This is a genomic window from Flavobacterium limicola (assembly GCF_003634755.1).
Taxonomy (GTDB): domain Bacteria; phylum Bacteroidota; class Bacteroidia; order Flavobacteriales; family Flavobacteriaceae; genus Flavobacterium; species Flavobacterium limicola.
On the sequence record NZ_RBXA01000002.1, the window covers coordinates 374,531 to 399,089 of the forward strand.

The window sequence follows — 24,559 nt, forward strand, 5'->3', positions numbered from 1 at the left end:
ATTCAGATTTGAGTGTTCAGTTGATCCAATAAATAACAATAAAGTAAAAAAATGAAAATAGAAAATATAAAAACACTCGGAGAATTAAAAAAATCAGGTTATGAAAGCAAAGGCATTAAAGATGAATTGCGTTCTAATCTTAGAGAAAAAATAAAATCTGGAAAACCAACATTCGATGGCGTTCATGGTTTTGAAAACACCGTAATTCCGGAATTAGAGCGAGCTATTTTATCACGTCACAACATCAATTTGCTGGGTCTTCGTGGTCAAGCCAAAACCAGATTGGCGCGCAAAATGATTGAATTATTAGACGAATACATTCCGTTTGTGACTGGTTCCGAAATTAATGATAATCCGTTGCAACCGATTTCCCGTTTTGCAAAAGACATTATTGAAACCAAAGGCGATGAAACTCCAATTTCTTGGTTGCACAGAAGCGACCGTTTCTTCGAAAAATTAGCTACGCCGGATGTAACCGTTGCGGATTTAATAGGTGACGTCGATCCAATAAAAGCAGCCAATTTAAAACTGTCTTATGCGGATGATCGTGTGATACATTTTGGGATGATTCCGAGAGCGAATCGTTGTATTTTTGTAATCAATGAATTACCTGATTTACAGGCGCGAATCCAAGTAGCGCTATTCAATATTTTGCAGGAAGGCGATATTCAAATTCGTGGTTTTAAGTTGCGAATGCCACTCGATATGCAATTTGTTTTCACGGCAAATCCAGAGGATTATACGAATCGTGGTAGTATTGTAACGCCTTTAAAAGACAGAATAGGTTCCCAAATCTTGACACATTATCCGGAAACCATTAAAATCGCCAGAACTATTACTGAACAGGAAGCAAAACTGGATGCAACCCAAAATGATATGGTTTACGTGCCTTCATTGGCAAGGGATTTATTGGAACAAATCAGTTTTGAAGCTAGAGAAAGCGAATATATTGATAACAAAAGTGGTGTGAGTGCACGATTGAGCATTACTGCTTTCGAAAACTTATTAAGTACCGCAGAAAGAAGAGCACTGAAATCAGGAGCAGACAAAACAACTCTACGTTTATCCGATTTTATGGGAATTATTCCTGCCATAACCGGAAAAGTAGAGTTGGTTTACGAAGGAGAGCAGGAGGGAGCTGCCGCTGTAGCGCAACATTTATTGGGCGATGCGATTCATACTTTCTTTCCTGCTTATTTTCCAAAAATTGAAAAATTAGAAAAAGAAGGCGTCAAAAATGCCTATACGGATATCATTGAATGGTTTTTTGCCGAAAGCGGTTTCGAATTATTAGATGATTGTTCTGATGAAGATTACGAAAGGATTTTGGGTAGTATTGTTCCGCTTGAAATTTTAATCAAAAAGTACCAACCGCAATTGGAAAAAGAAGATAAATTTTTCATGAAGGAATTTATTCTTTGGGGATTGGTTGAATACAAGAAACTGAGCAAAGACCGCTTTTCTGAAGGCTATCAGTTCAAGGATATTTACGGTAGCTTTATTAGTAAACTATAAAGAACGTACTATTTTTTACCATAAAAGTCATTTAAGAAATCAACATTTGTAGTTTCTTAAGTGACTTTTGTGTTTAAAATTGAAACTGTATTTTTATATTTTTCTCGCTATAGCTGTTAGTTTAGCATTTAAATTTTTTATTTATTTCAGAATCAGTCTTTAACGATTTTTATTAGTCTACCTTGTCCCGTTGGCTGTATTTTCAGTCAATGTAAAAGTCATGGAAAATAGCTTTGAGGATTTAATTGCCTCTTACATTGAAAATAAAGTAGGAATATCTGAACATTTTTTGAGTACCGATTTGGCCAACAATTTAAAACAAAATTTGATTGTTTTAAACCAAAAAAGTCTATTGATGGAAGCTGGAATTGGCAATTCAGAGAAAGTTTCTTATGATGGCGCGATACGTAGTGATTCTATTTATTGGTTGGATAAAAAACACAATAATACATTCGAAAATGAATTTTTTGCCCAAATAGAAGCCTTTATTATTTATTTGAATCAAAGTTGTTATGCCGGAATTACGGGTTATGAGTTTCATTATTCGTTGTATGAATCGGGTGATTTTTATTTAAAGCACCTGGATCAATTCAAAAATAATCCCAGTCGGAAATATTCGATGATTAGCTATTTGAATAGCAATTGGCAAGAAAGTGACGGCGGTGAATTACTGATTCATCAATTGGATAACAATCAAAAAATTTCGCCCACTCAGGGTAAAACCGTTTTCTTTAAGAGTGACGAATTAGTTCATGAAGTTTTGGTTACCCAAAATACCCGAATGAGCATTACAGGTTGGTTGAAGAGTGATTGATATTTATAAAAAACTTCTAGTTTCCTTTCAATCGAATCACTATTTTTTGTAGCAGTCGCTTTCCGTCTCTTTTATTTTTAGGGACTTCTACTGCTTTTAAATCATCGTTGTTTCTAATAAATTGATAACTGAAAGCAAATTGCGGGTTTTTTGGGTTGTCATTTAACAATCCAAAGCGCAAATCATTGAAGTATAAAGATTGATTTTTTTGAGAAATGATATACCAGCCTTCACTGGCTTTTTTCAGTTTCTCAAAATCCGAATTACCATTTAATTGCGATTCTAAAATTTTATTTTTGCTGTAAGCAGTAAAGGAAATAGGCTGTGTGTCAAAAAGAGAGTAGTCCCCTAATAAGTAATTTTCCTGAGTTGCAACATTCGCATTCCATAAAATGAGGTTGAAAGCGGTAGGTTTTACAATAATTTCAGAATACTCGATTCCTTGTTTTAATAACGCTTTTTCAAATTGGTTCAAAGCATATACTTTTATAAAACAGGATAAAAGCAAATAGGAACTGCTGATGAATAATCCTCTGATGATGTATTTTTTACGAAGTATGGTGTCTTTTGTTTTCCAGACCGTAATCAACGAAATGACCAACGGAATAGTGTACAGCGGGTCAATTACAAAAATGGTTTTTAACGCAAACCGATAGTCCAAAGGCCATAATATTTGTGTGCCCCAAGAAGTAAATAGATCCAATATCACATGGGTAAATAAACACCAAAAAACCATGCCTGATGCCTGAATGAAGTTAATTTTGTCTCTTTCTATTTTTGAAATAATCCAACCCAGAATAGGCGATAAAAACAAAAAAAGAAAAAGAGAATGACTAATACCACGGTGTATCAGGACTGCATCTACTGGATTTAAAAAGATTCCTACTACAACATCTAAATCGGGAATTGTGCCCAGAACTGCACCGTATAAAACCGTTTTGTTTTTAAGTTTTTTGCCAGCGCATACTTCGTCTATCGCAATTCCTAAAGCGATTTGAGTAAAAGAATCCATACTACAAAAGTAACCGTAATTATGTGATTTTAAAAGTGGTTTATAGAATAGTTTTTAATTGCCAAAGCTTATTATTTTTATAAAAATAGATTTTTTAGTTTAAATTAATATAGGTGTACAATGCGTATAAAACCATTATTATACTGATAATTATTAAATTGATTACAAACACCAAAGTACTTTTAAAAGCAGAAATGAAATAAGTTTCACCATAAAAGAGTCGATGTGCCGGAAAAAAATAATAGAACATCCAGAGAATACCCATGGATTTAATCCCAAGATGAATCCAGCTTAAAATAATTGAACTTTCAGATAACGAAAAGAGTTTATCTATAAAAAACAGTAATAATATTAATAGCAGCAAAAACGAAAAGAAATGCAATGTAAAGATGCCGTGATCATAATAGTACCATTTTTTTTTATCATGAAAAAGCCATAAAATAAGAGCAAAAACCGGCATATATAAAAACAATACTTTAGGTAGATTATTAGCAAAGGACTGACTGAACTTTTCTATTATTTCCTCGTTTGTATTCTCTTCTTTTACCGCCAGCCACTTTTTGAGAAACCAATATTCAGTTGGACTTACTTTTACTTTTTCAGTACCATGAATTTGTATTGAATCCAGTTCATTAGTATTTTTATATCCAAAATCTGTAATTTCTTTGGGATTAATATCTTTAGTATCCTGGAGTATCTTTTTAATTGTATCGTTGTTTTTCTGTGAAATCAAGCCTACTTTGGTAAGCCCATCGACACTTTTTTCATCAATATGTAATGAGTCAAGAGAAGGTACATTCTCTGTTTTTATTTTAATTTTATCGGCTTTCACTATTTCCTTAGAATTTTCATCCGGAAACAGCGATATGAGAAAAAAAGTAATAAAGCTGAGGAAAATATACAGCCGTACAGGAGGCAAAAAGGACAAACGTTTTCCCAACACATAAGCTTTAGTTAAAGCTGCAGGCTTGAATATGAGATAGATGATGGTTCTCCAAAATTTACTTTCATAATGGGTAAAGTCTTCAAAAAAATGAACAAACAAGTGATAAAAAGTTTTGCGAACTTTAGCGTTTTCCTGCCCACAATTAGGGCAATATCGCTGTTCAACCACGTGATTACAGTTAAGACAATTTCTTTCCGATCGTAATGGTTCTTTTGACATTAGTTTTAAATTTATTTCAAGTTTACAAAGCTATAAAACTTTTAACCTACTTCTTAGCACCTTAACAAAGTGTATTTTTGAAAAATCCGGTTTACATTTCTATTTAGTTAATGTTGTAAACAGTATTTCCAATTAATCACTATTTTTATTAATATTTATATAAGAAAAAACATATATTAATTATTTTTTTATGTATTTCATCGATATTATTAGGTACTTAAACGATATTATTCATACTTTTAATTGTGAAATAAAAAAATACAAGTCTAAATCCTAAAGAAGTTTGCCCCACAATCTACTTTAAACTTAAACTACTACAATTATGAAAACAAAATTACTCCGTGTAGTATTACTTTCTTTAGTAATATTTATGATGAATTCATGTTCGTCTGATTCTGATACAGCTACAGCAGAAATTAAGTCTGAAGTAATTGAAAATTATACTTATACTACATCTGAATTGGAAACAATGAATTTGATTAACGAATATAGAATAAGTGTAGGATTAAATGCTCTACAAAAAATAAATCACTTGTCTTATAAAGCGGAAGAGCATGATGATTATATGATTGAAAATAACATTGTAAATCACGATAATTTTGCAGATCGGTCTCAAAATATTATTAAAGCATTAGGAGCTAAAAGTGTAAGTGAAAATATAGCATATAATTATAGAACACCTCAAGCAGTTATAGATGCTTGGTTGCTAAGTTTAGGACATAAAGAAAATATAGAAGGAAATTTTACTCATTTTGGTATTTCTATAAGAGAAAACCCAGTTAATGGAAGAAAATATTACACAAATATTTTTGTTAAAATATAATTTTTTTTTAATTGAAAAAGGCTATCATCCCCCAATGATAGTCTTTTTTATTTATACTATTAAACATTATGAAATGATCTACCATGGTCTTAGTTTAATTTTATAATAGATTCAATTCTGATTTTTAATGTTTATCAGATTGTTTTGTTATAGTTTATCAACTACACTTCTACTCACATTCGGAATATCAAAACGATCATGTTTTGAATTCTTTTCTACTGATTTTTAAGAATCAATTTTCAAGCTTTTTATTGTTCAATTTATTTAAATTAGACCGATATATAGCAATTATAAGGACATTTATTTCCAAAATTATTTCATTTTTTTTAAATTTAGTTACTTAAATATTTATTTAAATAAAATGTAAGTTATTGAAAATTATGGTTTTGAAATCCTATAAAATTTTCATTAAAATTTTGGTTGATACCTTTTTAATTTTTTAGGTGCTACTTTCATAAAATAATGATAAAAGGTTTAAGGATTAGCTTTTGTTTTGTAAATTGTATCTGATTATTTCGAACGATTTGCTAATTGATTTCAAATTTATTTTTCATTATGAAAAACTTAATATTAATACGGCATGCAAAATCAAGTTGGGAATCTCCCTTGCATGACAAGGATCGCGCTTTAAAAACTCAAGGAATTCAAGACGCACATATTGTTTCTTCACACATAAGTGATTACATTCCCAAAACCTATATAATCTGGACTAGTAGTGCAAGAAGGGCGACACATACTGCGTTAATTTTTGCTCAAAATATTTCATATCCTGTTGAATGTATCGTTTACAAAGACGACCTTTATACTTTTGAAGAAAAGAAGTTAGAAAAAATCATCAAATCATGCAGTAATATTTTCGAAAGTGTTATTCTTTTCGGGCACAATGGAGCAATTACAAATTTTGTTAATAAATTTGGAGATGTTTTTATTGAAAATGTTCCTACAGCTGGTTTTGTGTCATTGAAATTTGATACTGATGATTGGAAAAAAATTAAAAAAGGTAAAATAGAAAAAATAATATTTCCCAAAGATTTAAAATGAATAAAGTAGTAGAACATAAATATATTGATAGAGAAAAAAGTTGGTTGGCTTTTAATGCGCGAGTACTTCAAGAAGCAGGTGACAATTCAGTCCCATTATTAGACAGGTTACGGTTTTTAGGTATTTTTTCAAATAATTTAGATGAGTTTTTTAGGGTTAGATTTGCAGCTATCAGACGATTAAGTCTAACTGGGATATCTGGCGAAAAATACCTTGGTGGAATTTCTGCACAACAATTAGTAAAAGATATTACCGAAATTGTTATCCAGCAACAATCAGAGAGTTTACGAATATTAAACAATATTGAAACGGAACTCGAAACTAAGAATATATTCATCATCACGGAAAATGACATTACTATTGAACAAGAAATTTTTCTGAAAGATTTTTTTATTCAAAAAGTAAGTCCTGAATTGGTAACCATTATCTTAAATGATTTAGCTGAATTTCCAGTATTAAAAGATACTTCAGGATATTTAGCTATTAAATTGGTAATGAATAAAAACTCTGAAGTTTGTTATGCAGTTATCGAAATCCCAAAAACGATTAACCGTTTTGTGGTCTTACCTTCCCAAAACGAAAAACAGTATATTATTCTTCTTGACGATGTAATCAGACATAATTTGAGCAATATTTTCAATATTTTCGATTACAAAAGTGTTTCGGCTCACATGATAAAAATCACCAGAGATGCGCAACTTGACATCGATAGTGATTTAAGTAAAAGTATGATTGAAAAAATATCATTAAGTGTAAAAGACAGAAGAATTGGAGAACCGGTACGTTTTATTTATGACCAATTAATCGAAGAAGATACTCTGAATTTTTTCTTGGACAAAATGAAAATTGTTTCTACTGACAGCATTATTCCTGGCGGAAGATACCACAACAGAAGGGATTATATGGATTTTCCAAATCTTGGTAGATATGACTTATTATATCAAACAAACGATCCACTTCCTATTCCGGGATTAAGTCTTGAAGGAAGCATGCTCGAAAAAATAAGCGAGAAAGATTATTTATTAAACGCGCCTTATCAATCCTTTTCCTATTTGACTAAGTTTTTGCGGGAAGCGGCGTTAGATCCTAAAGTAGTTTCGATAAAAATTACGTTGTATCGATTGGCAAAAAATTCTCAAATTATCAGTTCGCTGATAAATGCGGCCAAAAATGGAAAAAAAGTTACCGTTCAAATCGAATTGCAAGCTCGTTTTGATGAGGCTTCCAATATTTCCTATGCAGAACAAATGCAATTGGAAGGTATTGAACTTATTTTTGGAATAAAAGGCCTGAAAGTGCACAGCAAAATTTGTGTTATTGAAAGAATTGAAAATGAGAAAATAAAAAGATACGGCTTTATTTCAACAGGAAATTTCAATGAATCTACTGCCAAAGTATATACCGATGTTACTCTTTTTACCAGTCATCAACAGATTTTAAAAGATATCATGCGGATATTCGAGTTCTTTGACATCAATTACAGGGTTCATCGCTACAAACATCTTATTGTTTCTCCACATTATACCAGAACAAGATTTGTCAAGTTAATAGACAGAGAAATTACACACGCGTTAGCAGGAAGGAAAACACATATTAAGCTAAAAATGAATAGCTTATCTGATTTTGCAATGATTGATAAATTATATGAAGCGAGTAGAGCAGGTGTGAAAATTCAACTTGAAGTCAGAGGGATTTGTTCGTTGATTCCAGGAATCCCCGGAATGAGTGATAATATTGAGGCAATTAGTATTGTAGATAATTATCTGGAGCATTCTAGAATTTATATTTTTGGCAATGCCGGCCAAACGGAAGTTTATATTTCATCAGCTGATTTTATGACCAGAAATCTGGACGGAAGGGTCGAAGTAACCTGTCCTATTTATGATCAAGGTATAAAAAACGAGCTGATTGATAATTTTGATATTGGTTGGAAAGGAAATGTCAAGGCTCGTTTTCACTCTTATAAATTAGATAACAAGTATCGCCCTAGAAATCATAATCCTATTTTTAGAGCACAATTAGAGACTTATAAATACTACCAAAAAAAGCTGGATTCAGTATTAAATAAAGAAGAAAAAGTATAATTGTTTGTTCATGATTAAAGGGGAACTTTAACAAAATAATCAAACAATAAATAAGAAATAAAACGAATCAAAACGAAGATGATTAAAATAAAAAAATATGCAGCAATTGATATTGGTTCCAATGCCATGCGTTTGTTGATTGCTAATATTGTGGAACAAGAGGGCAAAGAGCCTCAGTTTAATAAAAGTTCCTTGGTTCGTGTACCCATTCGTCTTGGGCAGGACGCTTTTACAGTTGGTGAAATTTCGGAGGAAAATATCGAAAGAATGTGTGATGCTATGAAGGCTTTCAACTTGTTGATGAAGGTTCATAAAGTGGAGCGCTACATGGCTTTTGCTACCTCAGCGATGCGCGAGGCTTATAACGGAAAGGAAGTTGTAGCATTAATTAAGAAAAAAGCAGACATAAAAATAGAAATTATTGATGGGAAAAAAGAAGCAGCCATAATTGCATCAACTGATTTACATCATTTGTTAAAAACAGATCAAACCTATCTTTTTGTGGATGTTGGTGGTGGAAGTACCGAGTTTACACTGTTTTCTAATGGTAAAATGATCAATTCAAGATCGTTCAAAGCAGGAACCGTTCGTTTATTGAATGATATGGTTTGCGATGTTGTCTGGGATGAAATCGAAAAATGGATAAAAGTAAATACTAAAGAATACGACGAAGTTACATTGATTGGATCTGGTGGAAATATTAATAAAATTTTCAAAATGTCTGGAAAATTGCAAGAAAAACCACTTTCCTATATTTATATGAATTCGCAATATGCTTTTTTGAATTCTCTTACTTATGAACAAAGAATTTCTGAATTAGGTCTGAATCCGGATCGTGCCGATGTAATTATCCCAGCGACAAGAATTTATCTGAATGCGATGAAGTGGAGTGGAGCACGAAATATTTATGTACCTAAAATAGGTCTTTCGGATGGAATTGTAAAAGCAATGTACTACGGAAAAATCTAATATTAATTCCGATTATGCGTCTAAATCTAATCCAAATGTTGTGCGTAAAAGCTCAATATTTGGATTTATTTCTAATAATCTGTTGTAGCGGTCTTGGTCATTAAAACTTCTTTTGTTTTCGATACTTTCATTTACAATAACCTCAATTGTAATGTCATGATTGTGTAAGTGCCCTTTTAAATGTCCTAAAAGTCCATGTATTTCTTTTTCGAAATCTAATTTTGATCCTTCATTAGGCAATTCAATTGTGATGGCGGTTCCGTTTAATTGTGGATCGTTAATAAGTAACAAAGATTCCATAATTCTATAGCCTTTATCTCCTAAACGTTGTGCGTATCTATTCCATTGCAACAACATTTCAGTCTCTGTAAAAGGCTCGGTTGGCAAATGAAGCACTTCTTTGACGATTCCTTTACTGCTTTCTTCCAATGCTTTTTTTGCACGAATACTGGCTAATGAAAACGCAGAAACCTTTGGTCCATCGGATTGCGGAATGTTTATTTTTGCTGCTGGAGTAGGAACTGGAATTGATTGAACAGCATTTGTAGTATCCGGTTCTTTTAATGGAACAGAATCTATAACTGGCATAGCAGGTTTACAATCTTCAATTTTCGGTTGAACCGTTATTGAATAATCATTTTTTCTATAATAAGTAGGAGGAATTATATATTGCTCAACTTTTTTTTTTCTCCATCAAAAGTGATAGAGGCAAGTTGCATCAGACAAAGTTCAACAAGAAGTCGTTGGTTTTGACTTACTTTGTATTTCAAATCACAATCATTTGCAATGTCAATTCCTTTCAAAAGAAAGTCTTGACTGCATTTTTGCGCTTGCATGCCATACATTTGTTGTGCTTGTTCCCCAACTTCTAATAAAGTTAAAGTAGCAGGTGTTTTAGAAACTAATAAATCTCTAAAATGGGAAGCCAATCCAGATACAAAATGATGCGCATCAAAACCTTTTGCCAGAATTTCGTTGAACGCCATTAATAAATCTGGGATTTTGTTTTCCAAAATCAAATCAGTGATGTTGATATACGTTTCGTAATCCAACACATTCAAGTTTTCCGTTACGGCCTGACGTGTTAAATCTTTTCCACAAAAAGAAACTACTCGGTCAAAAATAGACAAAGCGTCACGCATGGCGCCATCTGCTTTTTGAGCAATAATGTGCAAAGCGTCATCTTCAAAAACTACGCCTTGACTGGTGGCTACTTCGGCAAGATGTTCTTTGGCATCTTTTACGGTAATTCTTTTGAAATCAAATGTCTGACAACGAGAAAGTATCGTTGGAATAATTTTATGTTTTTCGGTCGTTGCCAAAATAAAAATGGCGTGCTTAGGTGGTTCTTCAAGTGTCTTCAAGAAAGCATTGAAAGCTGCCGAAGATAACATGTGAACCTCATCAATAATGTATACTTTGTATTGTCCTGTTTGTGGTGGGATCCGAACTTGGTCAATAAGATTCCTAATATCATCAACAGAATTGTTGGATGCGGCATCTAATTCAAAAACATTAAAGGCAAAATCTTCATTGGGATCGTCATATCCCGGCTGGTTAATTTTACGAGCCAAAATACGAGCGCAAGTTGTTTTTCCAACGCCACGAGGTCCTGTAAATAATAATGCTGATGCTAAGTGATTGCTTTCTATGGCGTTCAATAAAGTATTAGTAATGGCTTTTTGTCCTACAACATCTTTAAAAGTTTGAGGACGATATTTACGGGCCGATACAACAAATTGTTCCATAGAAATTTTATTCGAAAGCAAATATAGGTTTTAATTTAAAGATGCAAAAATTTAAGGATTGAAAGATTTTATAATTTTCAGAATGGTTTTTGTTTCCCAAATCTCCTAGCCCAGATTACTTCACAGTACTATAATTTTATTGGAGTTCAGTGAACTGCGTTTGTAGTGAAAATCCTTATTCGCCGGGGTTCGGCGTATAAGATTGCAACGAATAGCTGGAAATTGCTCCTGAAAAACTAATTGATTTAAGTTCTTTTAGAAAAGGATTTATTTGTTTCTCCCTTTGATGGTTAGATCAATTAATACTTTTGCTGCACCGTTATCAGAATTTGCAGCATATCCCGCTACAAATACTCCTTTTTTGCCAGAAGTTGATTTTATGCCATAAACTGTTGCCTCGTCATCTGGATTGGTGTCACCCTCGTAACGGTAAATATGTTGAATTTCATAGTGGCTTGGATTTTTTACAATATCTTCCTCATGAAGATTAAAATCAAAGGTAAATCCCATCTCATTCAAATCGTCTAAGGCTTTAGAAACGGTGGCATAATGATATATATTTGACATAATAGAGATTTTTTAGTTATGTACTAAAGGTAACTATTTTATTATGAATTGATTGTAAAAGGCTTGTTAAAGTAAGCAACAGTAAATGAAAAAAAGAATTAAATAGTGTAAATTTGCCCTGCAGACCGCCTTATCGCCGTTTTGAGCAATCAAGAGGGAGGAAAGTCCGGACACCAAAGGGAAGCATAGCGGGTAACACCCGTCGGTCTCGTCTTTACGGACGAGATTAGGACAAGTGCAACAGAAAGTATGTACAGGTAATGCTGTAGTGAAACCAGGTAAACTCTATGCGGTGAAATATCAAGTATATCAGCATTTAAGGGCTTCTCGTCCGTTGCTGAAGGGTAGATAGCTTGAGTCTCGCAGTAATGCGGGATCTAGATAAATGATAAGGCTCTAATTTATTGGAGACAGAATCCGGCTTATAGGTCTGCATTTTTTTATTAAAAAATTTAATAAAAGGAATGATTGTAAAATCTAAAAGAAAACCATTAAGAAATTAAGTTTCATTAAGTCAAAAGGCTTAATTTTCTAAATTTCTTAATGGTTTAATTTTTAACTAGTAGTTATGAAATCGCCAATAACAACAAGTTTGCGTAAGCAAACACCAATAAATAAAAGGCGATACCATATATGACAGCTAAAAATTAAATTTTGTACATATGAAAATAAGAATTGGGATTTTAGGATTGGGTGGAGTAGGAGGTTTTTTTGGGGGATTATTAGCCAAAGCTTATGCTTACTCAGATACAATCGAAATTGTTTTTATTGCTCGTGGCGAAACTAAAAAGGCCATTGCTGCGAATGGTTTAAAAATTATTTTGGATGAAAGTGAAATGATTGTTTTTCCAAAATTGCTTTCGGATGATGTAGAAAAGATTGGTAAACTGGATTACTTAATTTGTGCCACTAAAACCTATGATATTGAAACTAGTTTTGAGTCTATAAAAGACTGTATTACTTCGAAAACTATAATTTTACCTTTATATAATGGAGTTGATGCAACGGAACGCATACTAAATATGTTTCCTGAAAATAAAGTTTTGCAAGGCTGCGTTTATATTGTTTCTATGATTGAATCACCTGGAATAATAAAGAAAATAGGCCATTATGAAAAGCTTTTTTTTGGTTCTAAAAATACTTCAATTTCTTCATTAAAGGAACTCCAATCTATTTTTGAAAATGCAAGCATCGAAAGTTATCTTGTTGAAAATATAGAAGAAACAGTTTGGGAAAAATTCATTTTTATTTCTGCTTTGGCTTCGACAACTTCTTATTTGAATGAGAATATTGGTGGGATTTTGAATAATCCGGATAACAAAACAATTTACATTTCACTTCTCAATGAAATTACTGCTGTCGCTCTCGCTAAAGGATTAGCGTTACCAAATGATATTATTGTTCAAACGATCATTAAACTCGAAAAATCACCACAAGATAACACATCATCTATGCATAGGGATTTGTTGGCTGGACATGAGATAGAAGTGAATTCCTTAACTGAATTTGTAGTTAAAGAAGGTTTGAAGTATGCTGTTCCAACTCCAATGTATCGAATGATTTTAGATAAATTAATGGATAGTAACATGTACTAATTAAGAAAGATTAAATATTCTTTTTTAGTGCGTAAAATAATTTTACGATATTTTTATTTAATGATAAAAAGGAGACTACATAACTCTGTTTATTAGTAAAAAAAAAGAGGTTGTCTTTTTTAGACAACCTCTTTTAATAAAAATTTTTCACAAAAATTATGGTCTTTGTTTTTTCATTTCTTTTTCGATCATATCATAAAACTGATCTATTTTTGGTAAAACTACGATACGCGTTCTTCTGTTACGAGCTTTATTTTCAGCAGAATCATTTTCAACCAAAGGAATATAAGAACTTCTTCCTGCCGCGATTAACTGTGCTGGATTTACACTTAATTGATCTGTCAATACACGAATAATAGAAGTAGAACGTTTTACACTTAAATCCCAGTTGTCTAGTAAAACTCCTTTACCATTGTATGGAACATTATCGGTATGTCCTTCAACCATACATTCAAAATCAGGTTTGTCATTTACTACTTTTGCAACTTTGGCTAAAACACTTTTTGCTTTGTCTGTTACTTCATAGCTTCCGCTTTTGAATAATAACTTGTCAGCAATTGAGATAAATACAACTCCTTTTTCAACATTTATTTCAATATCCGGATCCGAGATTCCTACTGAACTTTTCAAACTAGTTACTAAAGCCAATGTTACACTGTCTTTTTTAGTTAATGCATCTTGCATTCTACTAATTTTTAAATCTTTTTCTTTTATAGATTCTAAAGCTTTCTCAATATTTTCGGCCCCTTTAGTAGACAATATTGTCATATCTTTTGAGGTACTGATTAAACCCTGATTTTGTTCTTTCAAACCAGCAACAGTTGCAGTTAATCCTGCTTTTTCTTCTAAGCAAGAATTTAATTTTACAGTAGCTGTATTCAATAAATCTTGAGTTTCTTTGTTTCTGGCTTCTAAATCAGTGTACTTCTTTTTAGAGACACACGAAGTTAATAAAGCCAATACTGATAATGCAATAACTATTTTTTTCATAAGTTGTAATAATTTGATTAAAATGTTAATGACAAAGTTAGTTTTTTAAAATTTATTTAATTCCAAATAAATCGTTAAAAACACTGATTTTCTTAATAAAATAGAAGTAAACGATGCTTTTTGTATTATAGTATTGAGGATTTTGAAATTTACTTCTTTTTTTATAAGTGATGGAAAAAAGGGTGTAAAATGCACCGTGAGCTTTTAATATTGCCCAAAAATGCTTGAACTTACCTTGAGTTAAAAATTGAATTCCTGCAATTCCATCTAAAATCATTCTGCCTAAAAGTATCGTGTATAATTTTTCTTTAGGAAGGTTTTTGGTAAGCATCAATAGGGAGTTTCTAAAATTTAAGTAGGTTTTCATTGGATGGCCTTGCTGCAAAGTGGCACCGCCTACATGGTACACCACCGACCCAGAATTGTATTTAATTTTATATCCTTTATTAAAGGCACGCCAACACAAATCAATTTCTTCCTGATGCGCAAAAAAATCATCATCAAAACCATTTAGTGTTTTATAAACCGAACTTCGGATAAAAAAACAAGCTCCTGAAGCCCAAAATATCTCACAATTGTCATCATATTGTCCAGTATCTTTTTCTAAAGTATCAAAAATTCGACCACGACAATAAGGGTATCCGTATTGATCAATAAATCCACCTGCAGCACCAGCATATTCAAAGTATTCTTTACGTTTATAATCTAATATTTTGGGTTGGATGATAGCGGTTTTTGGTTCATTTTCGAAAGTCTGAAGAATGGGTTGTAGCCAATTCTCTGTTACTTCAATATCAGAGTTTACTAGTGCATATATTTCAGCATCAATGTGTTTTAAAGCTTCATTGTAGCCACTTGCAAAACCAAGGTTACTTTCGTTTTTTACAATTTGTACCGATGGAAAAAAAGCTTTGATATAAGAAATAGAATCATCAGTTGAAGCATTATCAGCAACATAAATTGTAGCTTGTGGAGAATAATTAACTACAGATGGAAGAAACTTTTCGAGCAATAAGATTCCATTCCAATTCAGGATGACAACTGCTATTTTCATTTAGATTATTTTATACATTGGCAATTCTTGGAGGAATTGATATTTTTCATTTTCAAAATCCATTTGGCAAAAGTAATGATTCAATCCATTGGTTACCATTAGGAATTGGGCTTTCATCGTCATGTTATAACGGGCAATTTGGTCGAAAGTAGCTTGTGCAATTTTGATTTCAGGCGCTTTGCATTCAATTAAAATAAAAATGGAGCCATCAGGATTGAAAACCACGACATCGTATCTTTTGCGCAAGCCATTGACTTTTAAAACTTTCTCGACATTAATCAATGATTTTGGATATTTTTTTTCTTCCAATAAAAACTGAACTACATGCTGACGAACCCATTCTTCGGGAGTAAGAATGATAAATTTTTTCCTGATTTCATCAAAAATGGAGACTTTATTTTCGCTATTTTTGAACCGAAAGTTATAAAGTTGGAAATTTAGTTTTTGCATAAAGCAAAAGTATTAAATAAGTTTAAAATTTAAAGTTTAAAATTTCATTCGAAGCGACAAACTTTAAACTTCAAACTTTAAACAAAAAGGAATGGACGAGGTTATAAAAATTGTAAATGATATAAAAAGCGGCAACATCAAACCCATCTACTTTTTGATGGGTGAAGAACCGTATTATATTGACAAATTATCAGATTATATTGAAGAAAAAGTCTTATCCGAAGAGGAAAAAGGCTTCAATCAAACGGTTTTATACGGAAGAGACGTTTCTATAGAAGATATTATTTCGACTGCAAAACGCTATCCTATGATGGCGGAGCGTCAAGTGGTCATTGTAAAAGAAGCCCAAGATTTAATCAGAAGCATAGATAAACTGGAAAGTTACGCGGATAATCCAATGGCAACAACGGTTTTGGTTTTTTGCTATAAATACAAAACATTGGATAAACGCAAAAAAGTAACCAAGTTATTAGCGAAAAACGGTGTCGTTTACGAAAGTAAAAAACTATATGAAAATCAAGTAGGAGATTGGATCAAACGTGTTTTGTCAGGCAAAAAATATTCGATTGAGCCAAAAGCAAATGCCATGTTGGTGGAATTTCTTGGGACAGATTTGAGTAAAATAAACAATGAACTCGAAAAATTACAAATTATTTTGCCAGTTGGAAGTACGATAACTCCAAAGGATATTGAGGAAAATATAGGGTTCAGCAAAGATTTCAATGTGTTTGAATTGCGAAAAGCACTTGGCGAACGCAACCAATTAAAAGCCTATACGATTGCTGAAAATTTTGCCCAGAACCCTAAAGATAATCCAATGGTGGTAACGACGAGTCTGGTTTTTGGTTTCTTTATTCAATTATTGAAATACCATGGTTTGAAAGACAAAAATCCCAAGAATGTAGCAGCAGTTATTGGTGTAAATCCATTCTTTTTGAAAGAGTATGATGTAGCTTTGAAAAATTATCCAATGAAGAAAGTCAGTCAAATTGTAGGTGCTTTAAGAGACATTGATGTCAAAAGTAAAGGAGTTGGCGCAAATGCGATGTCCCAATCTGATTTGTTACGAGAAATGCTTTATAAAATATTTAATTAAAGGGCAAAAATTTCCGATATTTGCACTCCCGTTCCGAGGCTTCGGAATTGGATCATTAAAATAAACTCCACAATTATGTCAATGAATAAAAATACGATTCTGGGTTGGGCCACTCTGATAATGATAATCATGGGCTTATTGCTTATTGCATTAGGTGCTTTTAGATATGATGATGTAGCAGGATGGGGCTTCGCAGCAGTAGGTGTTGGCTTTTTAGCTAATGCGTGGGTGTTTAGTTCACTCAAGGGAAGACTTTAGTTTATCAAAAATTACGAATTTAAAATTGAAAAAATTAGATAAGAACTAATTATCTAAAAGTATAATAATCTGAAAATCTATAAAAAATGGCAGACGATAAAAAAGTGATATTCTCAATGTCAAAACTGAGCAAGACCTATCAAGGAGCAGATAAACCAGTACTTAAAAACATCTATTTGAGTTTCTTTTACGGAGCTAAGATTGGTATTTTGGGATTAAATGGTTCTGGAAAATCTTCCTTATTAAAAATTATTGCCGGTGTTGATAAAAACTACCAAGGTGATGTAGTATTTGCACCTGGTTATACAGTAGGTTATTTAGAACAAGAACCTATTTTAGATGATAGTAAAACGGTTATTGAAATTGTACGAGAAGGTGTCGCTGAAACAATGGCAGTTTTAGATGAATTCAATAAAATCAATGATAGTTTTGGTTTACCTGAAGTCTATGAAAATGCTGATAAAATGGAGCAATTGATGGATCGTCAAGCGCTTTTGCAAGATAAAATTGATGCATTGGGAGCTTGGGAAATTGATACCAAACTGGAAATCGCCATGGATGCATTACGTACTCCAGAAGGTGACACGCCAATTAAGAATTTATCCGGTGGAGAACGTCGTCGTGTAGCTTTATGTCGTTTGTTGTTGCAACAACCCGATGTTTTGCTTTTGGATGAGCCTACGAATCACTTAGATGCTGAAAGTGTACTTTGGTTAGAACAACATTTAGCACAATATGCAGGAACTGTAATTGCAGTAACACACGACAGGTACTTCTTGGATAATGTTGCTGGTTGGATTTTGGAATTAGACAGAGGTGAAGGTATTCCTTGGAAAGGGAATTATTCTTCTTGGTTAGACCAAAAATCAAGCCGTATGGCATTAGAAGAAAAAGTAGCGTCAAAACGTAGAAAAAACTTAGAACGTGAGTTGGACTGGGTTCGTCAAGGTGCCAAAGGACGTCAAACGAAACAAAAAGCGCGTTTGCAGAACTACGATAAATTATTGAACGAAGACCAAAAACAATTGGATGAAAATCTGGAAATTTATATTCCAAATGGTCCGCGTTTAGGAACAAATGTAATTGAAGCTAAAAATGTTGCTAAAGCATTTGGAGATAAATTACTGTATGATAATTTAAATTTCACGTTGCCACAAGCAGGAATTGTTGGGATTATTGGGCCAAACGGTGCTGGTAAATCTACTATTTTCAAAATGATCATGGGCGAAGAAAAACCAGATTCAGGTGAATTTTTAATTGGGGATACGGTAAAAATCGCTTATGTAGATCAAGCACATTCGAACATAAATCCGGATAAATCAATTTGGGAAAACTTCGCTGACGGTCAGGAATTGATTATGATGGGCGGAAAGCAAGTAAATTCAAGAGCTTATTTGTCACGATTTAATTTTGGTGGTGGAGAACAAAACAAGAAAGTTTCTATGCTTTCTGGAGGGGAACGTAATCGTTTGCACCTTGCGATGACTTTGAAAGAAGAAGGAAACGTACTTTTACTGGATGAACCTACGAATGATTTGGATATCAATACACTTCGTGCATTAGAAGAAGGTTTGGAGAGTTTTGCAGGTTGTGCGGTAGTTATTTCTCACGACAGATGGTTTTTGGACAGAATTTGTACACACATTCTAGCTTTCGAAGGAAACTCTGAAGTATATTATTTTGAAGGTGGTTTCTCTGATTATGAGGAAAACAAGAAAAAACGTTTAGGTGGTGATTTAACTCCAAAACGATTGAAATATAGAAAATTAATTAGAAGTTAGTTTTTCTAATTATAGATAATAGCAGCAAGAGGATGTCCAAAAAGGCATCCTCTTTTTTATGCTGTTATTTTTTTCTGTCGGAATTCATCATAATGAAAACTGCCGAAATAATTCCTACGATAACTAATCCGAATACGACAACCATTATAAAAGTTCCGTTATCCCAAGAAAAAAGTGTGGTGTCTTTCATGATCCATTTATTTTTAAGATTTTTCAAATATATTATTCTTGCAAAATAAAAGGCATGATAATTATCATGATTGGGTGTTTAATCTAAAAATTTAGCTTGTAGGTCCTTTGTGGGAATCAGACAAGTTTCCTTTTTTCCATACCATTTGTACCTGTTCTTAGCGATATAATCATAAATATAGTTACTGAAAGAAGTGGGTAATATTGAAAATAATGAAGCAAAATAAAATATTCCTCCCAAATGTTTAGCAATTTCTAAGGCAGCTTCAGATTTATAGTAGTACGCAAAACCAGGTTGATACAAAATAATACTATCTGTTTTTTGAGTGTCAATTCCCAAGTGTTTGATTATTTTTTGACCCAAATCAGATTGTAAGGCTACAAACCGGAAAACATCTTTTTTATCATGCTTAATAATCGTTTGCATCGCGGAATCACATAGATTGCAAACGCCGTCAAAGAGAATTATTTTTTTGCCTTTAGGAATATTGAGCATAATTTAAAATTTAACATTTAAAATAATTAACGGAGTTGAAATTTATTTTCGTCTGAACACTCCTTACTTCTTCCCGGCTTCCACAAATTCCAGCGCTTCCAGACTGACTTTTGAAGTAAATACGCCGTAGTTCACTGTTACTTTATTTTTTTCAATAGAATCTATCGTTCCCACTGCCTTTCCGTCAAACATTCGCACGCGATCGCCTACTTTTAGGATTGGTTTTGGTTTTTCAACCACAACTTTCAATTTCTTTTCTTTCTTTTCTTTTCTTATTTCTTCAACCTGAACCGTAACTTCTTGAATGACTTCTTTTTTCTTTTCAATCAGAGCTTTTGTCTCTTTTGTTGTGGCTTTCTTACGCTTTGAATTTTCGATTTCAATGATTTTCAAAAATTCGCCAAGGAGCTCTTTTTTGTTTTTATTGTTGAAATATTTCTCCGAAATGTCTTCAATTTTTTGGCCAATGTAAATGGTTTTCTGGTTGCTATCGTACAATTCTTGATAGCTTTCCAGTTTTTGCTTGATTTTTACATTGATAGTTTCCATTTTCTTGCCTTCTTCACGCGCTTTTGTTTCTTCTTCTTTAAGCGTTTGCGAAGTTTTCTCCATTTTAGAACGTTCTTTTTGAAGGGTAGCAATGGTTTTATCAAAACGCACTTTTCCAACTTCAATTTTCTTTTTCGCTCGATTGATTAAGCTGAAAGGAATTCCGTTTTTCAAAGCCACTTCAAAGGTGAAAGAACTTCCTGCTTGACCTAAAACTAATTTATACAATGGCTCTAATGTTTTTTCATCAAAAAGCATGTTGGCATTGGTGGCAAAAGGCAATTCGTTCGCCAGAATTTTTAGATTTGAATAATGCGTTGTAATAATCCCAAAAGCTTCTCGATGATAGAATTCTTCTAAGAAAATTTCGGCTAAAGCACCTCCTAATTCTGGATCTGAACCTGTACCAAATTCATCAATAAGGAACATGGTTTTTCTATTGCACTTCTTTAGAAAGTAGTTCATGTTCTTTAATCGGTAACTGTATGTACTTAGATGATTTTCAATGGATTGATTGTCACCAATATCTGTTAAAATTCGATCGAATAAAAACGTTTCACTGCGTTCGTGCACTGGAATCAACATTCCGGATTGCAGCATTAATTGTAGTAATCCTACGGTTTTTAGCGAAATAGTTTTCCCTCCCGCATTAGGCCCTGAAATCACTATGATTCTGCTTTCCTGATTTAATTCAATAGTTTGCGGATGCGTAATTTCGTTTTTTTGTTTGTTGTTCAAATACAGAATTGGATGGAAAGCATCTCTAAAATAAAGGCGGCGTTCCTCTGTAATTGTTGGCAAAATTCCATTGATTTTATTTGCATATTTTGCTTTTGCAGCAATTACATCAATATCACTAAGAAAATCCTGATATTTGATTAAGAGCGGCAAATATGGGCGAATATAATTGGATAGCTGTTTTAAAATTCGGGTAATTTCTTCTTTCTCTTCGTATTCAAGATTACTCAATTCACGAGAATATTGTAAAGTAGCTTCGGGTTCGATATAGGCTATACTTCCTGTTTTGGAACTGCCCAAAATGGATCCTTTTACTTTACGGCGATACATTGCTAAAACTGCTAAAACTCGCCTGTTTTGCACAAAACTTTCTTTGATATCGTCTAAATATCCTAAAGCATTGTATTGAGTCAATGCTGTACCAAAACTTTGATTGACTTTTCCGCGAACAGCATTCATACTGCGACGGATGTTCAATAAATCCGGTGATGCATTGTCTTTAATTTCGCCATATTTATCGACTACCTCGTCCACCATCGTGATAATGTCTTTGGTCAGTTCGACTTGGTTTGCTCTTGCGTTTATATTTGGATAATAATCCTCGAATTTTCTCAAAAAACTCAACAGGAAATTTACCGTTGAAGAAATGGTAGCAATTTTTCTAAAACTGCCCACTTCCAAGAAACTGTCTTCGATGGCCAGAAATTTTATTTCATGCGTGATAGCATCAAAACCATGATTGGGAATCGCATTGTTATTTTGGAAAGACGAAACATATTCTGAGGTTTGCATTAATGCTTGCATCAATGTTTCCTTGTCTTTAAAAGGGGTTATTTCTAATGCTTTTTGTTTTCCAATGTCAGTATTACAAATGGTCGAAATGGTTTCGAGAACCGTTGGAAATTGTAAATCTTGTAATGTTTTTTCAGTGATGGATATCATTTATCGTATAATTCTTTTCAACACAAAAATAGCTAATAGTTAAGACTATTTAATAGACTTTCACAAAGAATTAATGAATGTTTATTATCCTTTTTATGATTCAAAAAAAATATTCTCTCTGTATCTTTGCTTTTTAATATTTAACTATGCAAATCAATCTCAATCCCACTTGGCAATCCATTTTATCAGATGAAATCCAGAAACCCTATTTTCAGGAATTAATGGAAACTATTGATGAAGAATATAAAAATCATGCGTGCTATCCTCCGAAAGACTTGATTTTTGCTGCGTTTAATTATTGCAGTTTCAAAGATGTAAAAGTGGTTATTATTGGTCAAGATCCTTATCACGGCAAGGGCGAAGCCAATGGTTTGTGTTTCTCTGTGAATGATGGTGTTCGAATTCCGCCTTCGTTACGCAATATTTTCCGGGAAATGAGTGATGATTTGGAAACTATTTTTATGCCCACTTCCGGTAATTTAGAAGCTTGGGCAAAGCAGGGCGTTTTGTTGTTGAATGCCTCGCTGACCGTGAGAGAAGACAATGCGAATAGTCATAAACACTTGAAATGGAATCTTTTTACGGATGCAGTTATCCAGAAAATTTCGGAAGAAAAAGAGCATGTTGTTTTCTTGCTTTGGGGTAATTTCGCCCATAAAAAAGGACTAAAAATAGACCGAAACAAACATCTGGTTTTAGAATCCGGGCATCCTTCGCCAATGAGCGCCAATCAAGGAAAATGGTTTGGGAACAAGCATTTTAGTAAAACGAATGCATATTTAAAACAAAACGGATTACAATTAATTAATTGGATTTCAGTAGATTAATTGTGTTTTTTGAAAGCGTAAATTGGTATTTTACCTGCTTTGCGTGAGTGATGGAAGTGGAGCTCTTTTTTGAGAGGCGTTTGAGCCTCCAAAAAAAGCGGGAACGTACAGCACGACCCGAAGTTGCGAGGAGGAACGACGGAGTAATCTGTAGGGGTCACGCCCAAATTAAAATAGTTTTATTTGAAAAAATTAACCGTAAATAGAACTAATTAAAATGCCTATTTTTTTATAATATCTTCTAAAACAGCTTTATCAGTGTAATTAATGACTTTCAAAGTTACCTCTTGGTTTTTGATTGTTTTTCCTTCGATGATGTATAACTTTCCTTTTTTAAGTTCGATATTACTGTTGTCAAAATCTACGTCACCAAATTGCAATGTGTTTTTAATATCGGCAGTGTCAATCCATTTTTCAGCCAAAATCATTGAAGCTTTATCCGAATAATAAAACGGTTTGTTTCTCAAATCATTTAAAACTCTTGCATTTGGAAAATAGTTACAACGGGTATCTTTACCACTGAAAACTAACGCTACAAAAAACAGTCCTATTACTAAACCTACTAGATAATAGGCAAAACGATGTATAAACTTCATGAATTAAATTTTTGGCAAAGGTAGAAGAAAGTTTTCTTAAAAAACAATTAAATTGATGTCGTTATAAGGTAAATCAAACCATTCGCCTATGGAAGTATTAGTGAGGATTCCGTGGTACATGTAGACGCCATTTTTCAATCCTTTATCGCAACGAATAGCACTTTCAATGCCACCATCTTCAGCAATTTTCATCAGGTAAGGCGATATAATATTACTTATGGAAAGCGATGCCGTTTTAGAATATCGGGAAGGTATATTCGGCACGCAATAATGCAAAACATTGTTTTTGATAAACGTAGGTTTCTCATGTGAAGTCACTTCCGAAGTCTCAAAACAACCGCCGGTATCAATACTTACATCCACAATTACGGCTCCATTTTTCATGTGTTCTACCATGGTTTCCGTAACGATAACGGGACAACGTTCTTTGCCTCGCATGGCGCCAATGGCTACATCACAACGTCTTAACGCTTTTAGTAACGCTTTTGGTTGTATGGTGGAAGTGAAAATGCGTTGGTTTAAATTATTTTGCAAACGTCGCAATTTGGTAATAGAATTATCAAAAACTTTGACACTTGCGCCTAAACCAATTGCGGTTTTAGCGGCAAATTCCCCAACGGTTCCTGCGCCCAAAATGACCACATCAGTAGGAGGGACGCCGGTAATGTTCCCGAATAATAATCCTTTTCCAAATTCGTTGGTAATCATCAACTCAGCAGCGATAAGAATGGATGCTGTTCCGGCAATTTCGCTCAAGGATTTCACCGCAGGATACGTTCCGTCTTCGTCCTTGATGTATTCAAAAGCTAGTGCGGTAATTTTCTTTTTCGTTAACGCTTCAAAATACGTTTTCTTGCGCGTTTTCAATTGAATGGCGGACAGCAGAATTGTTTGCGGGTTCATCATTTCAATTTCGGCAAGTGTGGCGGGTTCCACTTTCAAAATCATGGGGCAACTGAATACTTTTTTTGTGTCATTAGTAATTTCGGCACCTGCGTCAGAATATTCTTTGTCGGTATAACTCGAACTCAATCCCGCTCCCGCTTCAATCATTACGCGATGGCCATGATAAGTAAGCGAGTTAACAGCATCTGGGGTAAGACAAATTCGGCGTTCCTGATAACTCGTTTCTTTTGGAATCCCAATAAAAAGTTCGCTTTTTTGTCTTGCAATCTCCAGTTTTTCCTCTTGTGGCAAAAGCTGTTGTTTTGTGAATGGCGTTATAGTTATTGACATTGATGTTGTTAAATTAAGGGTACA

The 24,559-nt window shown here is 33.3% G+C and carries 24 protein-coding genes and 1 other RNA gene; 12 read left to right on the plus strand and 13 right to left on the minus strand.

Going from position 1 to position 24,559, the window contains the following annotated elements:
* Positions 1 to 51: 51 nt before the first annotated feature.
* Positions 52 to 1,515, plus strand: coding sequence for an AAA family ATPase (locus BC952_RS09045; protein ID WP_121365277.1), 1,464 nt, complete (start codon positions 52 to 54; stop codon positions 1,513 to 1,515).
* Between the two features lie 220 nt (positions 1,516 to 1,735).
* Positions 1,736 to 2,329 carry a 2OG-Fe(II) oxygenase gene (locus BC952_RS09050; RefSeq protein WP_121365278.1) on the plus strand — a complete coding sequence of 198 codons (594 nt, stop codon included), beginning with the start codon at positions 1,736 to 1,738 and terminating at the stop codon, positions 2,327 to 2,329.
* Between the two features lie 16 nt (positions 2,330 to 2,345).
* On the opposite strand, the gene BC952_RS09055 is transcribed toward BC952_RS09050, so the two are convergent.
* Positions 2,346 to 3,341, minus strand: coding sequence for a metal-dependent hydrolase (locus BC952_RS09055; protein WP_121365279.1), 996 nt, complete (start codon positions 3,339 to 3,341; stop codon positions 2,346 to 2,348).
* A gap of 94 nt (positions 3,342 to 3,435) precedes the next feature.
* Positions 3,436 to 4,506 (minus strand): DUF3667 domain-containing protein, encoded by a 1,071-nt coding sequence (locus tag BC952_RS09060; RefSeq protein ID WP_121365280.1) that lies wholly within the window; start codon positions 4,504 to 4,506, stop codon positions 3,436 to 3,438.
* Between the two features lie 322 nt (positions 4,507 to 4,828).
* Between BC952_RS09060 and BC952_RS09065 the strand changes: the two genes are divergently transcribed.
* The 4 genes from BC952_RS09065 (at position 4,829) to BC952_RS09080 (ending at position 9,423) form a co-directional block, all read left to right on the plus strand.
* Positions 4,829 to 5,329: a CAP domain-containing protein gene (locus BC952_RS09065; protein WP_121365282.1), complete on the plus strand. Its 501-nt coding sequence runs from the start codon at positions 4,829 to 4,831 to the stop codon at positions 5,327 to 5,329.
* 555 nt (positions 5,330 to 5,884) lie between these two features.
* Complete coding sequence (locus tag BC952_RS09070; protein ID WP_121365284.1) at positions 5,885 to 6,370, plus strand: SixA phosphatase family protein; 486 nt, start codon at positions 5,885 to 5,887, stop codon at positions 6,368 to 6,370.
* The gene (ppk1, locus tag BC952_RS09075) at positions 6,367 to 8,454 is read left to right on the plus strand and encodes a polyphosphate kinase 1 (protein ID WP_121365286.1); all 2,088 of its coding nucleotides are present in this window, start codon (positions 6,367 to 6,369) and stop codon (positions 8,452 to 8,454) included. Before BC952_RS09070 ends, ppk1 begins: the two co-directional genes overlap by 4 nt.
* A gap of 78 nt (positions 8,455 to 8,532) precedes the next feature.
* The gene (locus tag BC952_RS09080; RefSeq protein ID WP_113637458.1) at positions 8,533 to 9,423 is read left to right on the plus strand and encodes a Ppx/GppA phosphatase family protein; all 891 of its coding nucleotides are present in this window, start codon (positions 8,533 to 8,535) and stop codon (positions 9,421 to 9,423) included.
* Positions 9,424 to 9,435: 12 nt separating this feature from the next.
* On the opposite strand, the gene BC952_RS15040 is transcribed toward BC952_RS09080, so the two are convergent.
* The 3 genes from BC952_RS15040 to BC952_RS09095 all read right to left on the minus strand — a co-directional run bounded on the left by BC952_RS15040 (position 9,436) and on the right by BC952_RS09095 (position 11,738).
* Positions 9,436 to 10,011, minus strand: a complete 576-nt coding sequence (locus BC952_RS15040; RefSeq protein WP_244200129.1) for a DNA polymerase III subunit gamma/tau — start codon at positions 10,009 to 10,011, stop codon at positions 9,436 to 9,438.
* A 74-nt stretch (positions 10,012 to 10,085) separates the two neighbouring features.
* Positions 10,086 to 11,171, minus strand: coding sequence for a DNA polymerase III subunit gamma/tau (gene dnaX / locus BC952_RS09090; RefSeq protein WP_121365288.1), 1,086 nt, complete (start codon positions 11,169 to 11,171; stop codon positions 10,086 to 10,088).
* Between the two features lie 267 nt (positions 11,172 to 11,438).
* Positions 11,439 to 11,738 (minus strand): hypothetical protein, encoded by a 300-nt coding sequence (locus BC952_RS09095; protein ID WP_121365289.1) that lies wholly within the window; start codon positions 11,736 to 11,738, stop codon positions 11,439 to 11,441.
* 117 nt (positions 11,739 to 11,855) lie between these two features.
* Here BC952_RS09095 and rnpB point away from each other — a divergent pair.
* Together rnpB and BC952_RS09105 are read left to right on the plus strand one after the other, a co-directional pair.
* Positions 11,856 to 12,179, plus strand: an RNA gene (rnpB, locus tag BC952_RS09100) — RNase P RNA component class A.
* Positions 12,180 to 12,400: 221 nt separating this feature from the next.
* Positions 12,401 to 13,333, plus strand: coding sequence for a ketopantoate reductase family protein (locus BC952_RS09105; protein ID WP_121365291.1), 933 nt, complete (start codon positions 12,401 to 12,403; stop codon positions 13,331 to 13,333).
* 156 nt (positions 13,334 to 13,489) lie between these two features.
* Here BC952_RS09105 and BC952_RS09110 read toward each other — a convergent pair whose 3' ends face one another.
* From BC952_RS09110 to BC952_RS09120, 3 genes are read right to left on the minus strand one after another with little or no spacing between them, the layout of a single operon-like run.
* On the minus strand, positions 13,490 to 14,323 hold the full coding sequence (locus tag BC952_RS09110; RefSeq protein WP_121365292.1) for an OmpA/MotB family protein: 834 nt from the start codon (positions 14,321 to 14,323) through the stop codon (positions 13,490 to 13,492).
* Between the two features lie 52 nt (positions 14,324 to 14,375).
* Positions 14,376 to 15,377 carry a glycosyltransferase family 2 protein gene (locus BC952_RS09115; protein WP_121365294.1) on the minus strand — a complete coding sequence of 334 codons (1,002 nt, stop codon included), beginning with the start codon at positions 15,375 to 15,377 and terminating at the stop codon, positions 14,376 to 14,378.
* On the minus strand, positions 15,378 to 15,827 hold the full coding sequence (locus BC952_RS09120; protein ID WP_121365296.1) for a type I restriction enzyme HsdR N-terminal domain-containing protein: 450 nt from the start codon (positions 15,825 to 15,827) through the stop codon (positions 15,378 to 15,380).
* Positions 15,828 to 15,918: 91 nt separating this feature from the next.
* On the opposite strand from BC952_RS09120, the gene holA reads away from it, so the two are divergent.
* The 3 genes from holA to ettA all read left to right on the plus strand — a co-directional run bounded on the left by holA (position 15,919) and on the right by ettA (position 18,962).
* Positions 15,919 to 16,923 carry a DNA polymerase III subunit delta gene (gene holA / locus BC952_RS09125; RefSeq protein WP_121365297.1) on the plus strand — a complete coding sequence of 335 codons (1,005 nt, stop codon included), beginning with the start codon at positions 15,919 to 15,921 and terminating at the stop codon, positions 16,921 to 16,923.
* 75 nt (positions 16,924 to 16,998) lie between these two features.
* Entirely contained in the window at positions 16,999 to 17,181 is a 183-nt protein-coding gene (locus BC952_RS09130) for a CAL67264 family membrane protein (protein ID WP_113665712.1), read from the plus strand.
* Positions 17,182 to 17,267: 86 nt separating this feature from the next.
* Positions 17,268 to 18,962, plus strand: coding sequence for an energy-dependent translational throttle protein EttA (gene ettA, locus BC952_RS09135; RefSeq protein ID WP_121365299.1), 1,695 nt, complete (start codon positions 17,268 to 17,270; stop codon positions 18,960 to 18,962).
* 64 nt (positions 18,963 to 19,026) lie between these two features.
* Here ettA and BC952_RS15135 read toward each other — a convergent pair whose 3' ends face one another.
* The 3 genes from BC952_RS15135 to BC952_RS09145 all read right to left on the minus strand — a co-directional run bounded on the left by BC952_RS15135 (position 19,027) and on the right by BC952_RS09145 (position 21,876).
* Positions 19,027 to 19,152, minus strand: coding sequence for a hypothetical protein (locus BC952_RS15135; protein ID WP_256371164.1), 126 nt, complete (start codon positions 19,150 to 19,152; stop codon positions 19,027 to 19,029).
* Between the two features lie 78 nt (positions 19,153 to 19,230).
* Positions 19,231 to 19,647 (minus strand): thiol-disulfide oxidoreductase DCC family protein, encoded by a 417-nt coding sequence (locus tag BC952_RS09140; RefSeq protein WP_121365301.1) that lies wholly within the window; start codon positions 19,645 to 19,647, stop codon positions 19,231 to 19,233.
* A gap of 63 nt (positions 19,648 to 19,710) precedes the next feature.
* Positions 19,711 to 21,876: an endonuclease MutS2 gene (locus BC952_RS09145; RefSeq protein WP_121365302.1), complete on the minus strand. Its 2,166-nt coding sequence runs from the start codon at positions 21,874 to 21,876 to the stop codon at positions 19,711 to 19,713.
* Positions 21,877 to 22,022: 146 nt separating this feature from the next.
* Between BC952_RS09145 and ung the strand changes: the two genes are divergently transcribed.
* Positions 22,023 to 22,703, plus strand: coding sequence for a uracil-DNA glycosylase (ung, locus tag BC952_RS09150; RefSeq protein WP_121365303.1), 681 nt, complete (start codon positions 22,023 to 22,025; stop codon positions 22,701 to 22,703).
* A 221-nt stretch (positions 22,704 to 22,924) separates the two neighbouring features.
* Here ung and BC952_RS09155 read toward each other — a convergent pair whose 3' ends face one another.
* Positions 22,925 to 23,299 (minus strand): DUF4258 domain-containing protein, encoded by a 375-nt coding sequence (locus BC952_RS09155; RefSeq protein WP_121365305.1) that lies wholly within the window; start codon positions 23,297 to 23,299, stop codon positions 22,925 to 22,927.
* Positions 23,300 to 23,335: 36 nt separating this feature from the next.
* Positions 23,336 to 24,535 carry an alanine dehydrogenase gene (locus tag BC952_RS09160; protein WP_165151261.1) on the minus strand — a complete coding sequence of 400 codons (1,200 nt, stop codon included), beginning with the start codon at positions 24,533 to 24,535 and terminating at the stop codon, positions 23,336 to 23,338.
* Between the last annotated feature and the right edge of the window lie 24 nt (positions 24,536 to 24,559).

Excerpts from the sequence above, each read along its gene's own strand:
- dnaX (WP_121365288.1), bottom strand. The coding sequence starts at position 11,171 with ATGGAACAATTTGTTGTATCGGCCCGTAAATATCGTCCTCAAACTTTT.
- BC952_RS09065 (WP_121365282.1), top strand. The coding sequence starts at position 4,829 with ATGAAAACAAAATTACTCCGTGTAGTATTACTTTCTTTAGTAATATTT.
- ettA (WP_121365299.1), top strand. The coding sequence starts at position 17,268 with ATGGCAGACGATAAAAAAGTGATATTCTCAATGTCAAAACTGAGCAAG.
- BC952_RS09055 (WP_121365279.1), bottom strand. The coding sequence starts at position 3,341 with ATGGATTCTTTTACTCAAATCGCTTTAGGAATTGCGATAGACGAAGTA.
- BC952_RS09145 (WP_121365302.1), bottom strand. The coding sequence starts at position 21,876 with ATGATATCCATCACTGAAAAAACATTACAAGATTTACAATTTCCAACG.
- BC952_RS09140 (WP_121365301.1), bottom strand. The coding sequence starts at position 19,647 with ATGCTCAATATTCCTAAAGGCAAAAAAATAATTCTCTTTGACGGCGTT.
- BC952_RS09095 (WP_121365289.1), bottom strand. The coding sequence starts at position 11,738 with ATGTCAAATATATATCATTATGCCACCGTTTCTAAAGCCTTAGACGAT.
- BC952_RS09160 (WP_165151261.1), bottom strand. The coding sequence starts at position 24,535 with ATGTCAATAACTATAACGCCATTCACAAAACAACAGCTTTTGCCACAA.
- BC952_RS09080 (WP_113637458.1), top strand. The coding sequence starts at position 8,533 with ATGATTAAAATAAAAAAATATGCAGCAATTGATATTGGTTCCAATGCC.
- holA (WP_121365297.1), top strand. The coding sequence starts at position 15,919 with ATGGACGAGGTTATAAAAATTGTAAATGATATAAAAAGCGGCAACATC.
- BC952_RS09060 (WP_121365280.1), bottom strand. The coding sequence starts at position 4,506 with ATGTCAAAAGAACCATTACGATCGGAAAGAAATTGTCTTAACTGTAAT.
- BC952_RS09045 (WP_121365277.1), top strand. The coding sequence starts at position 52 with ATGAAAATAGAAAATATAAAAACACTCGGAGAATTAAAAAAATCAGGT.
- BC952_RS09050 (WP_121365278.1), top strand. The coding sequence starts at position 1,736 with ATGGAAAATAGCTTTGAGGATTTAATTGCCTCTTACATTGAAAATAAA.
- BC952_RS09105 (WP_121365291.1), top strand. The coding sequence starts at position 12,401 with ATGAAAATAAGAATTGGGATTTTAGGATTGGGTGGAGTAGGAGGTTTT.
- ung (WP_121365303.1), top strand. The coding sequence starts at position 22,023 with ATGCAAATCAATCTCAATCCCACTTGGCAATCCATTTTATCAGATGAA.
- BC952_RS09070 (WP_121365284.1), top strand. The coding sequence starts at position 5,885 with ATGAAAAACTTAATATTAATACGGCATGCAAAATCAAGTTGGGAATCT.
- BC952_RS15040 (WP_244200129.1), bottom strand. The coding sequence starts at position 10,011 with ATGCCAGTTATAGATTCTGTTCCATTAAAAGAACCGGATACTACAAAT.
- BC952_RS09155 (WP_121365305.1), bottom strand. The coding sequence starts at position 23,299 with ATGAAGTTTATACATCGTTTTGCCTATTATCTAGTAGGTTTAGTAATA.
- BC952_RS09110 (WP_121365292.1), bottom strand. The coding sequence starts at position 14,323 with ATGAAAAAAATAGTTATTGCATTATCAGTATTGGCTTTATTAACTTCG.
- BC952_RS09120 (WP_121365296.1), bottom strand. The coding sequence starts at position 15,827 with ATGCAAAAACTAAATTTCCAACTTTATAACTTTCGGTTCAAAAATAGC.
- ppk1 (WP_121365286.1), top strand. The coding sequence starts at position 6,367 with ATGAATAAAGTAGTAGAACATAAATATATTGATAGAGAAAAAAGTTGG.
- BC952_RS15135 (WP_256371164.1), bottom strand. The coding sequence starts at position 19,152 with ATGAAAGACACCACACTTTTTTCTTGGGATAACGGAACTTTTATAATG.
- BC952_RS09130 (WP_113665712.1), top strand. The coding sequence starts at position 16,999 with ATGTCAATGAATAAAAATACGATTCTGGGTTGGGCCACTCTGATAATG.
- BC952_RS09115 (WP_121365294.1), bottom strand. The coding sequence starts at position 15,377 with ATGAAAATAGCAGTTGTCATCCTGAATTGGAATGGAATCTTATTGCTC.